This window comes from Streptomyces sp. NPDC102259, assembly GCF_044766465.1.
Taxonomy (GTDB): domain Bacteria; phylum Actinomycetota; class Actinomycetes; order Streptomycetales; family Streptomycetaceae; genus Streptomyces.
The window spans coordinates 209,502-227,314 of the sequence record NZ_JBIWMA010000006.1; the positions used below are offsets into that span (position 1 = coordinate 209,502).

General features: G+C 70.8%; 13 protein-coding genes. 6 read left to right on the top strand and 7 right to left on the bottom strand.

The genetic code is table 11. The annotated features are described in order from the left end of the window. The first annotated feature begins 41 nt into the window (after positions 1–41). From ACIRPU_RS17390 to ACIRPU_RS17400, 3 genes are all read left to right on the top strand, one after another. Positions 42–485: a hypothetical protein gene (locus ACIRPU_RS17390; protein ID WP_355703655.1), complete on the top strand. Its 444-nt coding sequence runs from the start codon at positions 42–44 to the stop codon at positions 483–485. 42 nt (positions 486–527) lie between these two features. After that, a complete protein-coding gene (locus tag ACIRPU_RS17395) occupies positions 528–1,430 on the top strand; it encodes an LLM class flavin-dependent oxidoreductase (RefSeq protein WP_403867673.1) in 903 nt (300 codons plus the stop codon). A 71-nt stretch (positions 1,431–1,501) separates the two neighbouring features. Then, complete coding sequence (locus ACIRPU_RS17400; protein WP_403867676.1) at positions 1,502–2,389, top strand: HAD hydrolase family protein; 888 nt, start codon at positions 1,502–1,504, stop codon at positions 2,387–2,389. 16 nt (positions 2,390–2,405) lie between these two features. Here the strand turns inward: ACIRPU_RS17400 and ACIRPU_RS17405 are convergent, their stop codons facing one another. The 6 genes from ACIRPU_RS17405 to hisC all read right to left on the bottom strand — a co-directional run bounded on the left by ACIRPU_RS17405 (position 2,406) and on the right by hisC (position 11,934). Beyond that, the gene (locus tag ACIRPU_RS17405; protein ID WP_403867678.1) at positions 2,406–3,272 is read right to left on the bottom strand and encodes an effector binding domain-containing protein; all 867 of its coding nucleotides are present in this window, start codon (positions 3,270–3,272) and stop codon (positions 2,406–2,408) included. A 109-nt stretch (positions 3,273–3,381) separates the two neighbouring features. Further along, positions 3,382–4,437 carry a M23 family metallopeptidase gene (locus ACIRPU_RS17410; RefSeq protein ID WP_403867681.1) on the bottom strand — a complete coding sequence of 352 codons (1,056 nt, stop codon included), beginning with the start codon at positions 4,435–4,437 and terminating at the stop codon, positions 3,382–3,384. A gap of 139 nt (positions 4,438–4,576) precedes the next feature. Continuing rightward, positions 4,577–8,065 carry a thiol reductant ABC exporter subunit CydD gene (cydD, locus tag ACIRPU_RS17415; RefSeq protein ID WP_403867684.1) on the bottom strand — a complete coding sequence of 1,163 codons (3,489 nt, stop codon included), beginning with the start codon at positions 8,063–8,065 and terminating at the stop codon, positions 4,577–4,579. Positions 8,066–8,158: 93 nt separating this feature from the next. Continuing rightward, positions 8,159–9,163 (bottom strand): cytochrome d ubiquinol oxidase subunit II, encoded by a 1,005-nt coding sequence (gene cydB / locus ACIRPU_RS17420; RefSeq protein ID WP_384112455.1) that lies wholly within the window; start codon positions 9,161–9,163, stop codon positions 8,159–8,161. 20 nt (positions 9,164–9,183) lie between these two features. Then, a complete protein-coding gene (locus tag ACIRPU_RS17425) occupies positions 9,184–10,692 on the bottom strand; it encodes a cytochrome ubiquinol oxidase subunit I (RefSeq protein ID WP_384112452.1) in 1,509 nt (502 codons plus the stop codon). Between the two features lie 162 nt (positions 10,693–10,854). Beyond that, positions 10,855–11,934, bottom strand: a complete 1,080-nt coding sequence (hisC, locus tag ACIRPU_RS17430) for a histidinol-phosphate transaminase (RefSeq protein ID WP_355703663.1) — start codon at positions 11,932–11,934, stop codon at positions 10,855–10,857. A 413-nt stretch (positions 11,935–12,347) separates the two neighbouring features. Here hisC and ACIRPU_RS17435 point away from each other — a divergent pair, with 413 nt between their 5' ends. The 3 genes from ACIRPU_RS17435 (at position 12,348) to ACIRPU_RS17445 (ending at position 16,112) form a co-directional block, all read left to right on the top strand. Next, on the top strand, positions 12,348–13,460 hold the full coding sequence (locus ACIRPU_RS17435; protein WP_355703664.1) for a LacI family DNA-binding transcriptional regulator: 1,113 nt from the start codon (positions 12,348–12,350) through the stop codon (positions 13,458–13,460). 474 nt (positions 13,461–13,934) lie between these two features. Continuing rightward, entirely contained in the window at positions 13,935–15,020 is a 1,086-nt protein-coding gene (locus ACIRPU_RS17440; RefSeq protein WP_403867689.1) for a metallophosphoesterase, read from the top strand. Positions 15,021–15,236: 216 nt separating this feature from the next. Beyond that, complete coding sequence (locus tag ACIRPU_RS17445) at positions 15,237–16,112, top strand: hypothetical protein (RefSeq protein ID WP_403867692.1); 876 nt, start codon at positions 15,237–15,239, stop codon at positions 16,110–16,112. Between the two features lie 258 nt (positions 16,113–16,370). Here ACIRPU_RS17445 and ACIRPU_RS17450 read toward each other — a convergent pair whose 3' ends face one another. Further along, positions 16,371–17,804, bottom strand: a complete 1,434-nt coding sequence (locus tag ACIRPU_RS17450; protein ID WP_403867695.1) for a VWA domain-containing protein — start codon at positions 17,802–17,804, stop codon at positions 16,371–16,373. Between the last annotated feature and the right edge of the window lie 9 nt (positions 17,805–17,813).

Genomic DNA, 17,813 nt, shown 5'->3' on the forward strand with positions numbered 1-17,813 from the left:
TCCGCTGCCGCACCACGTCTCCCTTCGGCATGATCACAGGTATGGACCACCTTCCCACCACGGAGGCCGCCGTCACCGCCCTCCGGTCGATCGCCGCCCAGTACGCGCTCGAGATCGAGGTCACCCACGACATCGGCGCAGATCAGACCTCCCGCCGCACTTCCGCCGGCGTCGGCGTCACCACCGACCCGGACGGCTCGCTGCCGCACGAGGCCTACGTCGAGCTCGGCGGCCGACCGAGCGTGAGTGTGCGGCTCTACCCCGACGACGACGCCCTGATCACCGTCGACGGCGTGGAGTGCCCCGATGTCGACCGCGACGACGTCCCCGCGTTTCTCCGCTCCCTCTACGACGGCCACGCCTGGGTCAAGACCCGGCGCTTCCCGCCCGCTCACTTCCTGATGGTGCCGCTGCCGCAGGACCGCGTGCACAAGGAATTCATCCTGGTCGGCCTCAGTCCGTGGCTGAGGGGACGCGCACGGTGACCGTTTCACGTGAAACACGCTCGTCCGCATACGCTCGATGACATGAGTCTGCGCCTGAGCACCGTGATCCTCCCGTACCTCCGCTGGCACGAGGGGGGCCGTTCCACCTGGACACGGGCCGAGCAGCTCGGCTTCCACACCGCGTACACCTACGACCACCTGTCCTGGCGCACCTTCCGCGACGGCCCGTGGTTCGGCGCGATCCCGACGCTGACCGCCGCCGCGGCCGTCACCGACCGCCTGCGTCTGGGCACGCTGGTGACCTCGCCGAACTTCCGGCACCCGGTGACCCTCGCCAAGGAACTGATCTCCCTGGACGACGTCTCCGCCGGCCGGGTGACCCTGGGGATCGGCGCGGGCGGCACCGGCTTCGACGCCACCGCCCTCGGCCAGGAACCGTGGACCCCGCGCGAGCGGGCCGACCGCCTCGCCGAGTTCGTCCCGCTGCTGGACCGGTTGCTCACCGAGGACTCCGTGTCGTACGAGGGCGACCACTATTCGGCGCACGAGGCGCGCAACATTCCCGGCTGCGTCCAGCGCCCCCGGCTGCCCTTCGCGGTCGCCGCGACCGGACCGCGCGGGCTGCGGCTCGCGGCCCGGTACGGGCAGGCCTGGGTGACCACCGGCGACCCGAAGCTCTACGAGAACGGCACCCCCGAGCAGTCGGTTCAGGCCATTCGCGGCCAGGTGGAGAAGCTCACCGACGCCTGTGCCGAGATCGGACGGGACGCGCAGGAGCTGGACAAGGTCCTGCTCACCGGGTTCACCCCGGACCGCGGAGGTCCGCTGGAGTCCTTGGACGCCTTCGTCGACTTCGCCGGTCGGCACCGGGAGCTCGGCTTCACGGAGATCGTGGTCCACTGGCCCATCGCCGACTCCGTCTTCGCCGCGGACGAGAAGGTCTTCGAGCAGATCGCCATGGAGGCCCCCGCACAACTGCGCTGACCACGGCATCAGGTCATCCGCCGCCCGGCGGTGTCCTCTGTGAGCGGGCTCGCGCCCGACCGTGCGGGCATATGCGCGAGAATGGCCCGGTGACCTCAGCGACTCGACAGCCCGAGACCCCGGCCGCCGCTCTCCCGCCCCGGCTGATCGCCACCGATCTCGACGGCACTCTGCTGCGCGACGACAAGTCGGTGTCACCGCGCACGGTCGCCGCCCTCGCCGCCGCCGAGGAGGCGGGCATCGAGGTCTTCTTCGTCACCGGCCGCCCGGCCCGCTGGATGGACGTCGTCAGCGAGCACGTCCACGGGCACGGCCTGGCGATCTGCGGCAACGGCGCCGCCGTGGTCGACCTGCACGGCGGCCCCGGCGCCCACCGGTTCGTGAAGGTGCGCGAGCTGGCGCGCGAGAACGCGCTGGACGCCGTACGGCTGCTGCGGGAGGCGGCGCCCGGCACGATGTACGCCATCGAGCAGACGTACGGCTTCTACCAGGAGCCGAAGTATCCCAAGATGCACCTGGAGATACCCGACACCCTCGCGCCGGCCGAGCGACTGCTGGCGCCGGACGCGCCCGGGGCCGGTGAGCCGGTGCTGAAGATCCTCGCGTTCCACCCCACGCTCGACCCCGACGCCTTCCTCACCCTCGCCCGGCTCGCCATCGGCGACCGCGCCAACGTCACCCGCTCCAGCCCCAGCGCCCTGCTGGAGATCAGCGGCCCCGAAGTCTCCAAGGCCAGCACGCTCGCCCTGTGCTGCGCGGAACGCGGCATCTCCCACGAGGAGGTCGTCGCGTTCGGGGACATGCCGAACGACGTCGAGATGCTCACCTGGGCCGGCCGGTCGTACGCGATGGGCAACGCGCACCCGGACGTGCTCGCGGCGGCCTCCGGACATACCGTCGCCAACAACGAGGACGGGGTCGCCGTCGTCATCGAGCGGCTGATCGCCGAGCGGGAGTAGCTCTCCCTCAGGGACGTCAGCCCTGTTCCCGCTCCACCGGCAGCCACAGTTCGGCGTCGGCCTCGGTCCCGTCCGCGGACAGCCGGGTGCGCAGGATCTCCGGGCCGGGGCGGCCGCGGTACGGGTTGGACGGGAACCACTGCGTGAACACATCCCGCCACAGCTCCTGGATGGCCTGCGGGGCCGGCCCGGAGGTGGTGAAGACGGCCCAGGTGCCGGCCGGTACGGCCAGGGCGGTCGTCTCCCTGGGGGCGGTCGCGGACGTGATCACCCCTTGGTAGTAGTCGAGTTCGGTGCCCTCGGCCCGGCTCGGATCCAGGTCGTCGCAGACCGCGACGATGCCCTGTGGTTCCTGGTCCGACAGCTTCTCCAGGCGCTCCAGGACCTGCCGGTCGATCCCGCGCACGAAATCGATGATCGCCTGGTTGGGCCCCGAGTGCACCAAGGGCACTCGGGCCTTGAGGCCGACGACGGTGAAGTCCGGCCGGTCCACTATGCGATACCTCATGCTGCTGCTCCCTTCGACGGTGAGGCGGAAGGCCAGCCGGGGCTGCGAGACGAGCGCGGCGCCGGTACGGCGGGCCTCGCCCGGCCCGACGCCGTGCACGGCACGGAACGCCCGCGCGAACGCCTCACCCGAGCCATAGCCGTACCGCACCGCGATCTCCAGCAGCGAGTCCCCTCCGGCGAGCACCTCGGCGCCGGCGACGGTGAGCCGCCTGCGCCGCACGTACTCCGACAAAGGCATGCCGGCCAGCGCGGAGAACATCCGGCGCAGGTGGTACTCCGAGGTGGCCGCGCCGTGCGCCAGCGCCGTCACGTCGATCGGCTCGTCGAGGTGGCTCTCGATGTACTCCATGGCCTGGTTGAGCCGCTCCAGCACTCCGGTCTCCTTCCGCCGTCTGCGATCACCACGCTAGGCGGCGGACGTCCGGCCGGACCCGACATCCTGTGCCCGATCAAGTCGGGTGCGCGGGAGGAACCTCAGGGCCTCAGCCGACGGGCGCTCCGCGGGCCGCCAGCCAGGGCACCGGATCGAGCGCCGAGCCCGCGTCGGGCGTGACCCGCACCTCGAAGTGCAGGTGCGGGCCGGTCGAGTTGCCCGAGGTGCCCGACTGCCCGATCCACTGCCCGGTGGTCACCCCTTCGCCCTGGTCGACCGTGACGGCGGCGAGGTGGGCGTACTGCGTGTAGTAGCCGTCGGAATGCCGCACCACGACCTCGATCCCGAACGCGCCCCCGCACGACACCCGCACCACGCGGCCCGCACCGACCGCCCGCACCGGCGTCCCGATCGGCACCGCGAAGTCCTGACCGGTGTGCCGGTTCGCCCAGCGCGTGCCACCGCTGCCGAAGACCGCGGACAGGGCGTACGTCTCGACCGGTGTGACCCAGTCGCCCACGAAGTGCGTCGGCGGCTGGTCCAGGCGCACGGCACCGCGGCAGGCGCCCGCCGCCACCGAGGCGTCCGCCCGGCCCTGCAACTGCCATCGCGCCCGCTCGAGCTTGTCGTCGATGTCCTTCTTCAGCCGCGCGAGCTCCAGAGCCCGCCGCTCCACGGCCTGCCAGGCCTCGACGGCCTTCGCCTCGTCGGCGGCCAGCCGTGCCTCCGCCCGCCGGTTCCTGCCGATCGCGTTGTCGACGGCGAGGTTCGCCTGCGAGAAGACGTGCTGCCCGCGCATCAGCTTGTCGGGGTCGCCCGCCAGGACCAACTGCGCGACGACCGGCAGCCCGCCGCCGCCGCGGTACTGGGCTCGGGCGATACGGCCCAGGTCCTCGCGCAGCACGGTGATCTCCCGCCGCTCGCGGGTGAGGAGTTCCTCCGCGCGCCGGGCCTGCCCCTGCTGTTTCTCCGCCTCGCGCCGCCCCGCCTCGTACCGTTGCGTCGCCACCGCGGCGTCCTCGTACAGCCGCGCCACCTGCGCGCTGATCCGGGAGTCCGAGCCTTCGCCGGGCTCCCCCTCGGCGGCGGTGGGCCGCGTCGCGAGCAGCCCGGACACGCACAGCAGAACCGGAACGAGCAGGACACGACGGCGAGGTGAGCGCATATCAGCGATCGTGACCCGGCTGCCGGGCCCCGGTCCTGTTCAAGTCGTACGCCTGGGGGACGCCCTGCCCCTGATGGCTCAGTACGGGGCCCGCGGAGAGGGTCGCCGTGGCGTCGAGGACGACGGCGACCTGGGGCGGTCAGCGCGCCGCCGCCAACAGCTCCGTGGCCTCCTCCCGTTCGGCCATTTCTCGCAACGGTCCCTCCGCGGCCGTCAGCGCCGCGTAGGAACCCCGCTGCACGACCCGTCCCTCGTCCAGCACGACCACCTCGTCGACCGCCTCGAGACCGGCCAGCCGATGGGTGATGAGCAGGGTCGTTCGGCCCTCGGTGGCGGCCAGCAGGTCTTGGGTGAGAGCGTCGGCGGTCGGCAGGTCCAGATGCTCGGCCGGCTCGTCGAGCACCAGGACGGGGAAGTCGGCGAGCAACGCCCGGGCCAGCGCGAGCCGTTGCCGCTGCCCGCCGGACAGCCGGGCACCGTGCTCGCCGACAAGCGTGTCGAGCCCGTCGGGCAGTCCGTCGGCCCACTCCAGCAGCCGGGCTCGCGCCAACGCGTCCCGCAACTCCTCCTCGCTCGCCCTCTTCTTCGCGAGCAGCAGGTTCTCGCGGACCGAGCTGTCGAAGAGGTGCGCGTCCTGCGCACACAGCCCGACCAGCCGGCGTACGTCGTCGCCGTCCAGGGCATGCGCGTCCACCCCGCCGAGCGTGTACGAGCCCGCGCCGGTGTCCAGGAACCGCAGCAGCACCTGCGCGAGCGTGGTCTTGCCGGACCCGGAGGGCCCGACGACGGCGATCCGGCGTCCCTGCGTCAGGGTGAGGTCGACCCCGGCGAGTGCGTCCCGGCCCTGCCCGTCGTGCCGGGCGGCCAGCCCCTTGAGGACCAGCGGGAAGGGCGACGCGGGCGCCTGACGGGGCCGCTCCGGCTCACGCACGGGCTCGGGGGAGTCCAGGACCTCGAACACCCGCTCCGCGCTCCTGCCCACCCGCTGGCGGTACTGCACGGCCAGAGGAAGCCCCAGGACGGCCTCGAAGGCGGCCAGCGGGGTGAGGACGACCACGGCCATGGTCACGCCGCTCAGCCGTCCGTCGGCGACCGCCTGAGCGCCCACGAGGGCGGCGGCCGTGACGGTCAGTCCGGAGACGAGCGCGGTCAGGCCGTCGCCGAGGGCGGTGGCGGTCGCCGCGCGTGAGGCGATCCGGGTGAGCACGGAGTCGGCCGCGCGCACCCCGGCGGTACGGACGGGCAACGCGCCCGCGACCGTCAACTCGGCGGTGCCGGTGAGCAGGTCGGCCGTGCGGGTGGCGAGCACCCCTCGGGCGGGGGCGAGCCGGCGCTCGGCCCTGCGCGCCACGGCACCGGTGACCAGGGGAACGCCGACCCCGGCCGTCAGCAGCCCGGCGGCGAGCACCGCCCCGGCCTCGGGCAGCAGCCACGCCGTGAAGGCGACGGACCCGGCCGAGACGACGACGGCGGAACCGGCGGGCAGCAGCCAGCGCAGCCAGTAGTCCTGGAGGGCGTCCACATCGGCGACCAGCCTCGTCAGCAGGTCACCCCGACGGGTCGAGCGCAGCCCCGCGGGCGCCAACCGCTCCAGCCGGCGCCAGACGGCGACCCGGGTGTCGGCCAGCATCCGCAGCACGGCGTCGTGCGACACGAGCCGCTCCGCGTACCGGAACACCGCCCGCCCGATGCCGAAGGTGCGGGTCGCCGTCACGGCCACCATCAGGTACAGCACCGGTGGCTGCTGCGAGGCCCGCGAGATGAGCCATCCGGAGGTGGCCATGAGGCCCACGGCACTGCCGAGGGCAAGGCTGCCGAGCAGCAACGCGAGGGCAAGTCGGCCGCGTCGGGCGCCGGCCATGGCGCGGACCCGGGCGAGGACGCCACCGCCGGTCACGGCGGGACCCGTCCCGGGCTCGTCGGCGGCGGGCAGGGCAGCCGCCTCCTCCAGCGGGGCGGGAGTGCCCTGGGACACGGCTCCGACATGCGCGACGGTCTCGGCCTCGGTCAGCCGCACCACACGGTCCGCCACCGCCAGCAGCGCCGGCCGGTGCACGACCAGCAGGACCGTCCGCCCGGCCGCGAGGCGCCGCACGGCCGCCACCACCTCGGCCTCGGTCTCCCCGTCGAGCGCGGCCGTCGGCTCGTCCAGCAGCAGCACGGGCCGGTCCGCGAGGAACGCCCTGGCCAGCGCCAGCCGCTGCCGTTGCCCGGCGGACAGCCCGGCCCCGTCCTCGCCGAGCAGCGTGTCGGCCCCCGCGGGCAGTGCCTCGACGAACTCCAGCGCCCCCGCGTCCGCCAGCGCCCGGCGTACGGCCGCGTCCTCGGCGTCGGGACGCGCCAGCCGTACGTTCTCGTCGACGGTCCCGGCGTAGAGATGCGGGCGCTGCGGCACCCACGCGACCCGAGAGCGCCACTGCTCCAGGTCGGCCGCCGCGAGGTCGACTCCCCCGGCCAGCACCCGGCCCTCGGCCGGCCGCACGAACCCCAGCAGCGCGTTCAGCAGGGTCGACTTGCCCGCACCGCTCGGCCCGACCAGCGCGACGGTCTCACCGGGTTCGACGGTGAACGACACGTCAGTGACGGCGTCGGCGGAGCGCCCGGGATAGCGGACGGTCACGCCCTCGAAGGCCACCCCTCCCTCGGCCACCGCGACCGTGCCCGACGCCGGTACCGGCGTCTCCAGCACCTCGAAGATCTCCTCGGCGGCGGCCAGCCCCTCCGCCGCCGCGTGGTACTGCGCCCCGACCTGTCGCAGCGGGAGATACGCCTCCGGCGCCAGCACGAGGATCACCAGGCCGATGTACAGGTCCATCTCGCCGTGCACGAGCCGCATGCCGATCGTCACCGCCACCAGGGCCACCGAGAGCGTCGACAGCAACTCCAGCGCGAACGACGAGATGAAGGCGATCCGCAGCGTCCGCATGGTCGCCTGCCGGTACTCGCCGGTGATGCGCCGAATCGACTCGGCCTGCGCCTTGGCCCGCCCGAACACCTTGAGCGTGGGAAGCCCGGCGACAACGTCCAGGAAGTGCCCGGACAGCCGGGACAGCAGCCGCCACTGACGGTCCATCCGCGACTGCGTGGCCCAGCCGATCAGCACCATGAAGACCGGGATCAGGGGGAGGGTGCCGACGATGATCGCGGCGGACACCCAGTCCTCGGTCACGATCCGCGCGAGCACCGCGACCGGTACGACCACCGCCAGCCCCAGCTGCGGCAGGTAGCGCGAGAAGTAGTCGTCGAGAGCGTCCACGCCCCGCGTGGCGAGGGCGACCAGCGAACCGGTGCGCCGGTCACTGAGCCAGTTCGGACCCAACGCGGTGGCCCGCTCCAGCAGCCGCCCCCGCAGCTCCGACTTCACGGCGGCGCTGACGCGATGCGCGGCGAGTTCGGTGAGCCAGGCGACCAGCGCCCGGCCGACCGCCACAGCCATCAACAGCAGCAGGGGAGTGCGCAGTTCGGACACGGACAACCCGTACTGGAAGGCTCCCACCACGGCCTCGGCGAGGAGCATCGCCTGTGCGATGACCAGGGCTGCTCCGACGGCACCCAGACCGACGACCGCCACCAGGAAGAGGCGGGTGGCGCGGGCGTACCGCAGGAGACGCGGGTCGATCGGTTTCACGTGAAACACCCTCTTCTCAAAGAGCATGTTCCACGTGAAACACGCTCTTTCCCCATGGGGTGTGTTTCACGTGAAACACACCCCACATCAGACTCAGTGCACGGGCTCGGCGATGTGCTGCGTACCGATGCGCTTGCGGAACACCCAGTACGTCCAGCCCTGGTAGAGCAGCACGACCGGGGTGGCGATCCCCGCACACCAGGTCATGATCTTCAGGGTGTACGGGCTCGACGAGGCGTTGGTCACCGTGAGGCTCCAGTTCTCGTTGAGCGTGGACGGCATGACGTTCGGAAAGAGCGTCAGGAAGAGCATCGCCACGGCGGCCACGATGGTGACGCCGGAGAGCGCGAACGACCAGCCCTCGCGTCCCGCCTGGTTGGCCACGAGCGCCGCGACCAGGGCGCCGACCGCCACGACCAGGGCGACCAGGCTCTTGGCGTCACCACTGTCGATCTGCGTCCACAGCAGGAAGACCGAAGCGAACACGGCGGTCGCGAGCCCTACCTTCAGCGCCAGCTTCCGTGCCCGTTCCCGGATCTCGCCGACGGTCTTGAGGGCCGTGAACACCGCACCGTGGAAGGTGAACAGCGTCAGGGTCACCAGACCGCCGAGCAGCGCGTGCGGGTTGAGCAGGTCCCAGAGATTGCCCACGTACTCGAAGTCCTGGTCGATCTTGACGCCGCCCACGATGTTGCCGAAGGCGACCCCCCACAGGAACGCGGGAAGGAGTGAGGTCCAGAAGATCGCGGTCTCCCAGTTGCGCTGCCAGTTCTCCTCGGGCCGCTTCGCCCGGTACTCGAAGGCGACGCCCCGCACGATCAGACAGACCAGGATGAGCAGCAAGGGCAGGTAGAAGCCGGAGAAGAGCGTGGCGTACCACTCGGGGAAGGCGGCGAAGGTCGCGCCGCCCGCCGTGAGCAGCCACACCTCGTTGCCGTCCCAGACGGGCCCGATGGTGTTGATGAGCACCCGCCGCTCGGGCCGGTCGCGGGCGAGCAGCTTGGTGAGGATGCCGACCCCGAAGTCGAAGCCCTCCAGGAAGAAGTAGCCGGTCCACAGGACGGCGATCAGGACGAACCAGACGTCGTGCAGTTCCATGTCTGTGCAGCTCCCTCGGCCTAGTAGGAGAAGGCCATCGGCTTGTCGGCGTCCCGGGAGTCGCCGCCGATCTTCGTGGGCGGGTTGAGGTCGGCCTCGGTGAGCTCGGGCGGGCCGGCCTTCACGTACTTCACCAGCAGCTTGACCTCGATGACGGCGAGGACCGCGTAGAGCGCCGTGAAGACGATCATCGAGGTGAGGACCTCGCCCTGGGAGACTCCGGGGGAGACCGCGTCACGGGTCTGGAGGACGCCGTAGACGACCCACGGCTGGCGGCCCATCTCGGTGAAGATCCAGCCCCAGGAGTTGGCGATCAGCGGGAAGCCCAGGGTCCAGATCGCCGCCAGCCAGTAGAGCTTGGTGAGCCTGGGGCTGAGCGCCTTGTTCCTGAACAGCACCACATGCGGCACCTCGTCCTCGCCGACCCTCAGGTGCTGCGGCAGCAGGAACTTCTTGCGGGTGAGCCAGAGTCCTGCCAGGCCGATCGCGAAGGACGACATGCCGAAGCCGATCATCCAGCGGAAGCCCCAGTAGGCGACGGGGATGTTGGGCCGGTAGTCGCCGGGGCCGTACTTCTCCTGTTCGGCCTTGTTCACGTCGTTGATGCCGGGGACGTACGAGCTGAAGTCGTCGTTCGCGAGGAAGGACAGCAGGCCCGGGATCTCTATGGCGACCTTGTTGTGCCCCTCCTCGACGTCGCCGTAGGCGAAGACCGAGAACGGCGCGGGCGCCTCGCCGTCCCACAAGGCCTCGGCGGCGGCCATCTTCATCGGCTGCTGCTTGAACATGACCTTGCCCAGGGTGTCACCGCTGATGGCGGTGAGCAGGCCGGCGATGACCACGGTGATGAGGCCCAGCCGCAGCGAGGTCTTCATCACCGGGATGTGCTTCTTGCGGTACAGGTGGAAGGCGGCGATGCCGACCATGAAGGCGCCACCGGTGAGGAAGGCCGCGGACATGGTGTGGAAGACCTGGCTGAGCGCGGTGTTCTGGGTCAGCACGGCCCAGAAGTCGGTGAGTTCGGCGCGGCCCTTCTCCTTGTTGATCCGGTAGCCGACGGGGTGCTGCATCCACGAGTTGGCCGCGAGGATGAAGTACGCCGACAGGATCGTGCCGATCGAGACCATCCAGATGCAGGCCAGGTGGATCTTCTTCGGCAGCTTGTCCCAGCCGAAGATCCACAGGCCGATGAAGGTGGATTCGAAGAAGAAGGCGATCAGGGCCTCGAAGGCGAGCGGGGCGCCGAAGACGTCTCCGACGAAGCGTGAGTAGTCGGACCAGTTCATGCCGAACTGGAACTCCTGCACGATGCCGGTGACGACACCCATCGCGATGTTGATCAGGAAGAGCTTGCCCCAGAACTTCGTGGCCCTGAGGTACTTCTCGTTCTCCGTGCGCACCCAGGCGGTCTGCAGCCCGGCGGTGAGGGCCGCGAGGGAGATCGTCAGGGGGACGAAGAGGAAGTGGTAGACGGTGGTGATGCCGAACTGCCAGCGCGCCAGTGTCTCCGGCGCCAAAGCCAGGTCCACGTCGTCACTCCTTACCTCACGCTCGTGGAGCTTGTGAAAGCGTTCACATTCACAAGCTAGTATGCCGCACCGATTTTCGATAGACCAAGGGGGGTCCCCGCCTACCGGCGGAAACCCCCCTATCACCCCCGCTGACCAGCAAAAACCCGGCGCGGTGACTCGCTACAGGTCCTTGTGGAACCCTTCCGCCACCTTCAGGAAGATGTCGTTCGCCTCGTTCTCCCCGATCGTCACCCGCACACCCTCGCCCGGGAACGGCCGTACCACCACGCCCGCATGCTCACACGCCGCCGCGAAGGGAACCGTGTGCTCGCCCAGCCGCAGCCACACGAAGTTGGCCTGGGTCTCGGGCACCGTCCACCCCTGCCCGCGCAGCCCCTCGACCACCCGGAGGCGCTCGCACACCAGGGAACCGACCCGGCCGAGCAGCGCGTCCTCGGCGCGCAGCGAGGCGATCGCGGCCTCCTGCGCGAGCTGGCTCACACCGAACGGCACCGCCGTCTTGCGCAGGGCCTCCGCCACCGGCTCGTGAGCGATGGCGAAGCCGATGCGCAGGCCGGCGAGGCCGTAGGCCTTGGAGAAGGTCCGCAGGACACAGACATTGGGCCGCTTCCGGTAGAGCTCCACGCCGTCCGGCACCTCGGGGTCGCGGATGAACTCCCGGTACGCCTCGTCGAGCACGACCAGCACGTCACGTGGCACCCGGTCGAGGAACCGTTCCAGCTCGGCCCGCTTCACGACGGTGCCCGTGGGGTTGTTGGGGTTGCAGACGAAAATCAGCCGGGTCCGCTCGGTGATCGCGTCGGCCATCGCGTCCAGGTCGTGCACATCCCCCGGCGTCAGCGGCACCTGCACGGCCTTCGCACCGCTGATCTGCGTGATGATCGGGTAGGCCTCGAAGGACCGCCAGGCGTAGATCACCTCGTCGCCGGGGCCCGAGGTGGCCTGGACGAGCTGCTGGGCGACACCGACCGAGCCGGTGCCCGTGGCCAGGTGGGAGGCGGGAACGCCGAACCGATCGGACAGCTCGTTGATCAGAACCGTGCAGGCCAGGTCCGGGTAACGGTTGAAGGAGGCGGCCGCCGCCGTCACCGTCTCCATCACGCCCGGCAGCGGCGGATACGGGTTCTCGTTGGAGGACAGCTTGTAGGCCACGGGGCCGCCGCCCGCGGCCGGCTTGCCCGGCTTGTAGGTGGGGATCCCCTCCAGCTCGGCGCGCAGCTTGGGGCTCGTCTCGCTCACCGCAGTCCTCCTCGTGACCACCACCGGCTTCAATACTGCTCACCTTATGAGGATTCGGCGTGGGTGCGTACAGGTGAGCAGGGACCGACGCCTGAAACGGAGGGACCTCTGCGACTTCTGAGGACGAAGCCGCACGAAGGCGTACGCCCCTGGGGGCGCGCTGCACATATATCTACGCGCCGGTAGTGCACTCCGTGGCGCGCATCCCCCGTGCAGGTGAGTTGAGACCTCTTCGAAACATCGGGGCGTTGGCAGGCTCATCCGTGCCGACGCGTCACGTCCTGGTCTCGAGTGCGTCAACTGCCTCGATTTCCAAGGCACTTGACCCCATTTGGCCTTGCAGAAACGTGCCTGTCAACGCGTGCATATGCGTCCGCCCTACCCCACCGAATGAGCCCTACTATCGGCTCGCCATGACAGCAGCAGGGAAGCACCAGGTGAGCCGCACGGAAACCTCACGCCGAGGCAGCCGGCCGGGCCGGGCGGGCATCAGGGACGTGGCCGCCGCCGCCGGAGTCTCCATCACGACCGTCTCCGACGCCCTCAACGGCAAGGGCAGGCTCCCGGACGCCACCCGACGCCATGTCCGCGAGGTCGCCGACCGACTCGGCTACCGCCCCTCGGCGGCGGCCCGAACCCTCCGTACCGGCAAGTCGGGCCTCATCGGCCTGACCGTGACGACCTACGGGGATGAACCTTTCACCTTCACCGAGTTCGCGTACTTCGCGGAAATGGCGCGCGCCGCCACCTCGGCCGCGCTCGCCCGCGGCTACGCGCTCGTCATCCTCCCCGCGACCTCGCGCCACGACGTGTGGTCCAACGTCGCCCTGGACGGCACGGTCGTCATCGACCCCTCCGACCAGGATCCGGTGGTCAGCGAGCTGGTCCGGCAGGGTTTACCGGTCGTCTCCGACGGCCGCCCGGCCGGCACGCTCCCGGTCACCGCTTGGGTGGACAACGACCACGAAGCCGCCGTCCTCGACATCCTCGACCACCTGGCCGACGCCGGCGCCCGCCGCATCGGCCTCCTCACCGGCACCACCACGGACACATACACACACCTGTCGACCAGCGCATACCTGCAGTGGTGCGAGCGGGTCGGTCAGGACCCGGTCTACGAGGCCTACCCCGCGCACGACCCGTGCGCGGGCGCCGTGGCCGCCGACCGGCTGCTGGCCCGCCCCGACCGCCCCGACGCCGTCTACGGTCTCTTCGACCCCAACGGAACAGACCTGCTCGCCGCGGCCCGCCGCTACGGGCTGCGGGTCCCCGAGGACCTGCTGATCGTGTGCTGCAGCGAGTCCACGGTGTACGCCAACACCGAGCCGCCCGTCACGACCCTCTCGCTGAAGCCCCGCCGCATCGGCACGGCGGTGGTGCAACTCCTCATCGACGCGATCGAGGGCGAGGAGACGGACCGGCCGGTCGAGCAGGTGATACCGACCGAACTGTTCGTACGCACCTCTTCGCAGCGACGCCCCCCTCGGACCACGGTCAGCCCACCCCGGGCGCCGGAGGAGAAGTAACCCGCCGCCGCTCCCCACGACCGACGCCAAGGCGCAGGTTCCGCGGGGAGCGGCTGCTTGTGGGGGGGGGCGAGGGGTTCGCGTCAACGAAAGTTGGCGGGAGGCACGTACGGGCGGTTTACGGCGGTGCAGGAGACATCGGACGTCGCTTCGGCCACAGCCGTCTCATCGGCCTTGCGCCGACCGTCGAAATCACCCCTGTCCGGCCGATGCCGTCCCCCGATCCGTCCGACGGAGCAGCCCGCGGGGGTGGGATGCGGATGCGGGCAAGGTGCGCGCCGGGTGAGCGAGGGCTGCCGAAGCCCGGCCCAATCGGGGCGAAAGCCGCGATGAACTGGAGCCTTGCTCCGATTCACCACCCCTGGGTCATCACACGGCACGATCCGCATTCCTATGATGGACGCACGGCACCGCGGGCCGCTGCGACCAGGCAGCCCGAAGGGTGCAGATGCGGCGCGATGGTGGAGGGGTCTGATGACTCAGGGGGCCGGTCAGGGACCCGAGGTGGAGCGGACGGCGACGTTGCGCGACTTCCGGGTGCCCGCGTACGTCCATGAGACCGGTCCGTACGACGCCGGCACAGACCCGGGCAATGCCGCGCCACCGCTCGAGGAACCGCTGGAGCACCCGGACGGCTACACGCCCACCCAGCGCGACCTGCCCGTCATCAACCGGCGCGGCGACACCCTCCAGGTGATCGTCGACCCGGCGGCCGTCCAGGCCCCGCTGCCCACGACCGGTCCGGGACCGCTGTTCGTCGTCGGCGACGTCCACGGCTATCTCGACGAACTGGTGGCCGCCCTCCAGGAGAAGGGCCTGGTCGACTCCGCCGGCAACTGGTGCGCGGGCACCGCCCGGCTGTGGTTCCTCGGTGACTTCACCGACCGCGGGCCGGACGGCATCGGCGTCATCGACCTCGTCATGCGGCTGTCCGCCGAGGCCGCCGCGGCCGGCGGGTACTGCAAGGCCCTCATGGGCAACCACGAACTGTTGCTGCTCGGCGCCAAGCGCTTCGGCGACACGCCCGTCAACTCCGGCGCCGGCACCGCCACCTTCCAGGCGGCCTGGCTGCTCAACGGCGGCCAGAAGTACGACATGGACCGTCTCCAGGACCACCACCTCCAGTGGATGGCCCGCCTCGACGCGGTCGAGGAGGTCGACGGCCACCTGCTCGTCCACTCCGACACCACCGCCTACCTCGACTACGGCGACTCGATCGAGGCGGTCAACGACACCGTCCGCGAGACGATCACGCGCAACGACGCGGACGAGGTGTGGGACCTGTTCCGCAAGTTCACCAAGCGCTTCTCCTTCCGCGACGAGGGCGGCGCCGACGCCGTGCGCTCCCTTCTCGATACGTACGGCGGCACCCGGATCGTTCACGGCCACAGCCCGATTCCCTATCTGCTGGGCGAAGTCGGCTCCGAGGACGGCGAGGACAACGGCGGTCCGCACGTCGAGGGACCGCACGTCTACGCGGACGGGCTGGCCATCGCGATGGACGGCGGCGTGACGATGGCCGGAAAACTGCTGGTCCAGCAACTGCCCCTGGAAATCTGAGCGTTCCGGGGGCGGTTCCCTGGTCGGCTCCCGGGGCAGAAGTACCCCACTGTGGATCCGTCGGCGACACCGCAGGCCAGAGGCCAATTTCGGCAAACCCCCTGTCACCCCATGCCGTCACCGCTCTACCATCGGGTTATCCGTAGCAGGCTCCCCTCCGTTTCTGCCCGACGGCTCGTTGGCATGCGAGCCCCAAGCCCTACGGAGCATCGGGGGATGCAGATGAACAGCGTTCCGCAGCACCTGAACAGCGAGGACCGCCAAGAGTACGAGCGGATCCTCGACGAGGCGCTGCGCTCCGCCCCACACCACCCGGAACTGGCCGCAGTCGGACAGCGGCTCAACCCCGAACAACTGCGCACCATGGCGCTCAACGCCTCCGCACTCATCACGGTGGCCGCGGCGGCCGAGTACCAGCACTACGTGAAGGTCCGCGAGGAACTGCGCCACCCGGCGCCGTCCACCCCGTCGTCCACGTCCGAGACCGGCTCCGTGGAGCCGGGCGCGGCCGCGGTGGGGCTCGCCACCACCCTGGGGGACGCGGCCCAGGCCGCCGAAGCCGCCGGGGCGGGCGCCGTCGCCGCCGTCCTCACCCCTGTCCTCGCCGGGACCGCCGCGCTGATCTTCCTGCTCGTGGGCTACCTCCTCAGGGCGCTCGACCCCGAGCAGGCGTTCGCCCGGACCATGGTCGTCGCCGGCTGGACGTTCGGGGCAGTGGCCGTGGCCGCGATCCTCGTCGCCACCGTCGCGCTCCTGCTCACCGCTCTGCGCAACCGGCCCTCCCTGGAGGCCGGACCGTACAGCGAACTGAGCCAGGAGGTCGACCAGGCCAGGGAAGCCTGGCGAGAAGCCCTGCTGGAGCGCGGCATCCTGCCGTTCCTCCAGGAGGCCCTCGCCAGTCCCGGCGCGGCGGCCGCCCTGCACACCGAGCCGGCCCGACCGGCCCCCACCGGCCGCCTCCCGAAGATCGGCTACGACCGCCCGGGCTTCAGCAGTCCGGACGACGGCCGTTCGACGGGCCCGCGCCCGAGCTTCAGCAGCCCGGACTACACCAGCCCGGACTTCGGCGGCCCGGAGCACCAGCCGGAATAGGCACTCGGCTTGCGCCCCCGCCGACCCCGCCGAGGGGAGCGCAAGCCGTACGCCGGGCGCCGGGCCGCTCTGGTGGAGAGCCGGTGGAGAGCCGGGGTACGGGTCAGTGCTGCCCTGCCTTGCGGTGCTCAGTGCTGCCACGTGCCGGACGGACTCACGGGGCGGGCAGCCCGGAGTCGTACGTCCGGGCAGCCGGAAGTCGTATGCCCGAGCAGCCGGGAGTCGTACGCCCGGGCATCCGGGCATCCGGGCATCCGGTCAGAGGATCCCGGCGCGCCCCGCCGCGGTGATCCAGCTCGGGAACTCGGACAGCAGCCGGTCGTACAGCTCCTGGTCCGGGACGGTGCTGATGTCGTCCACGGAGAAGAACCCCACGTTGTCGACGCGGCGTCCGGGCAGCGTGTCGAACCGCTCCAGGACCCCGTAGTTGGACCGGCCGAGCCCCACGAACTGCCAGAAGATCGGCTCCTCGACCGCCGCCCGCAGCTCCCGCTCGATCAGCGCGTCGCGGTAGACGCCTCCGTCGGAGAAGAACAACACCAAGGTCGGGGCGGCCGCCGGATTCTCCCGGACATACGATCTGACCTGGGCAATCGCCTTCTGTTCCTCGTTCTGGATGCCGACCGAGCGCATGTCGACCTGCCCTGGTTCCGTCCCCTTGCGAGGCTTCTTGCCGCGCCGGAACAGACTGATCTCGCCCACCCGCACATGCAGCCGCAGCCACTCGGGGAGCTCGCCCAACCGCAGGTCGGGGAGGCGGGCGGCTTCGCTGGCGAAGGTCCAGGCCTGCATCTCGCCGTCGTCGTCGAGTTGTGCCGCCACCGCCGCCATCCGCTCCACGACGTCCGCCACCACACCCCGTGAGTACAGGAACGCCATGGACCCGGAGGCATCGAGGACGAGCACGATCCGCGCGCTGATCCCCACCGCCCCCCGCTTGCTCAGGCTGACGGCCACCTGCTCCTTGCGCAGCGACAGCCGCTTACGCACGTCGACGGGAAGCAGTTCCTCCCCCTTGGTCAGTCGGGGGCCGGACGGTGGGGGCATGGTCGGTGGGGTGCTTGTCGGTGGGGACGGCGCGGGTGGGGTGGTGGCCCGTGGGGTGACCGCAGGTGGGGTGACCGGCGGGCGATTCGGTGGGGTGACCGCCCGCTCCGGCTCGTCGTCGACCGTGATCCCGAAGTCCGTGGCCACCCCCGCCAGCCCGGAGGCGTACCCCTGTCCGACCGCCCGGAACTTCCATCGTCCCTCGCGCAGGTACAGCTCACCGGCGATGAACGCCGTCTCCGTGTCGGCCTGCATCTCGAAGCGGGCCACCTCGGAGCGCCCGTCCCCACCGAACAGTCTCAGCGTCAGGCCGGTCACCTGACCGAAGGTGCCGCCGTCGGCCGACGCGCACAGCACCACACGCGTGATGGCGCCCTCCAGCGAGCGGAGGTCCACCTGGACGGTGTCGGTCATGACACCGGCTTCGCTCCGTTTGCCGACGTGCCGCACGGCGCCGGACGCGTGCAGCGGCTGGTTGTAGAAGACGAAGTCCCCGTCGTCACGCACCCGTCCGTCCCGCGCCAGCAGCAGCGCCGAGGCATCGATGTCCGGCCCACCGGCCCCCTCGGCCCAGCTGAGTTCGACCCGTACGTCCGGCGCGTCGACCGGCAGATTGGCACCCTTGCTCAGGGATCGCGCTGTCATGAAGGCAAG

Bases quoted from the DNA above. Each gene is read 5' to 3' on its own strand.
- ACIRPU_RS17390 (WP_355703655.1), top strand. From the start codon at position 42: ATGGACCACCTTCCCACCACGGAGGCCGCCGTCACCGCCCTCCGGTCG.
- ACIRPU_RS17395 (WP_403867673.1), top strand. From the start codon at position 528: ATGAGTCTGCGCCTGAGCACCGTGATCCTCCCGTACCTCCGCTGGCAC.
- ACIRPU_RS17400 (WP_403867676.1), top strand. From the start codon at position 1,502: ATGCGCGAGAATGGCCCGGTGACCTCAGCGACTCGACAGCCCGAGACC.
- ACIRPU_RS17410 (WP_403867681.1), bottom strand. From the start codon at position 4,437: ATGCGCTCACCTCGCCGTCGTGTCCTGCTCGTTCCGGTTCTGCTGTGC.
- cydB (WP_384112455.1), bottom strand. From the start codon at position 9,163: ATGGAACTGCACGACGTCTGGTTCGTCCTGATCGCCGTCCTGTGGACC.
- ACIRPU_RS17435 (WP_355703664.1), top strand. From the start codon at position 12,348: ATGACAGCAGCAGGGAAGCACCAGGTGAGCCGCACGGAAACCTCACGC.
- ACIRPU_RS17440 (WP_403867689.1), top strand. From the start codon at position 13,935: ATGACTCAGGGGGCCGGTCAGGGACCCGAGGTGGAGCGGACGGCGACG.
- ACIRPU_RS17445 (WP_403867692.1), top strand. From the start codon at position 15,237: ATGCAGATGAACAGCGTTCCGCAGCACCTGAACAGCGAGGACCGCCAA.
- ACIRPU_RS17450 (WP_403867695.1), bottom strand. From the start codon at position 17,804: ATGACAGCGCGATCCCTGAGCAAGGGTGCCAATCTGCCGGTCGACGCG.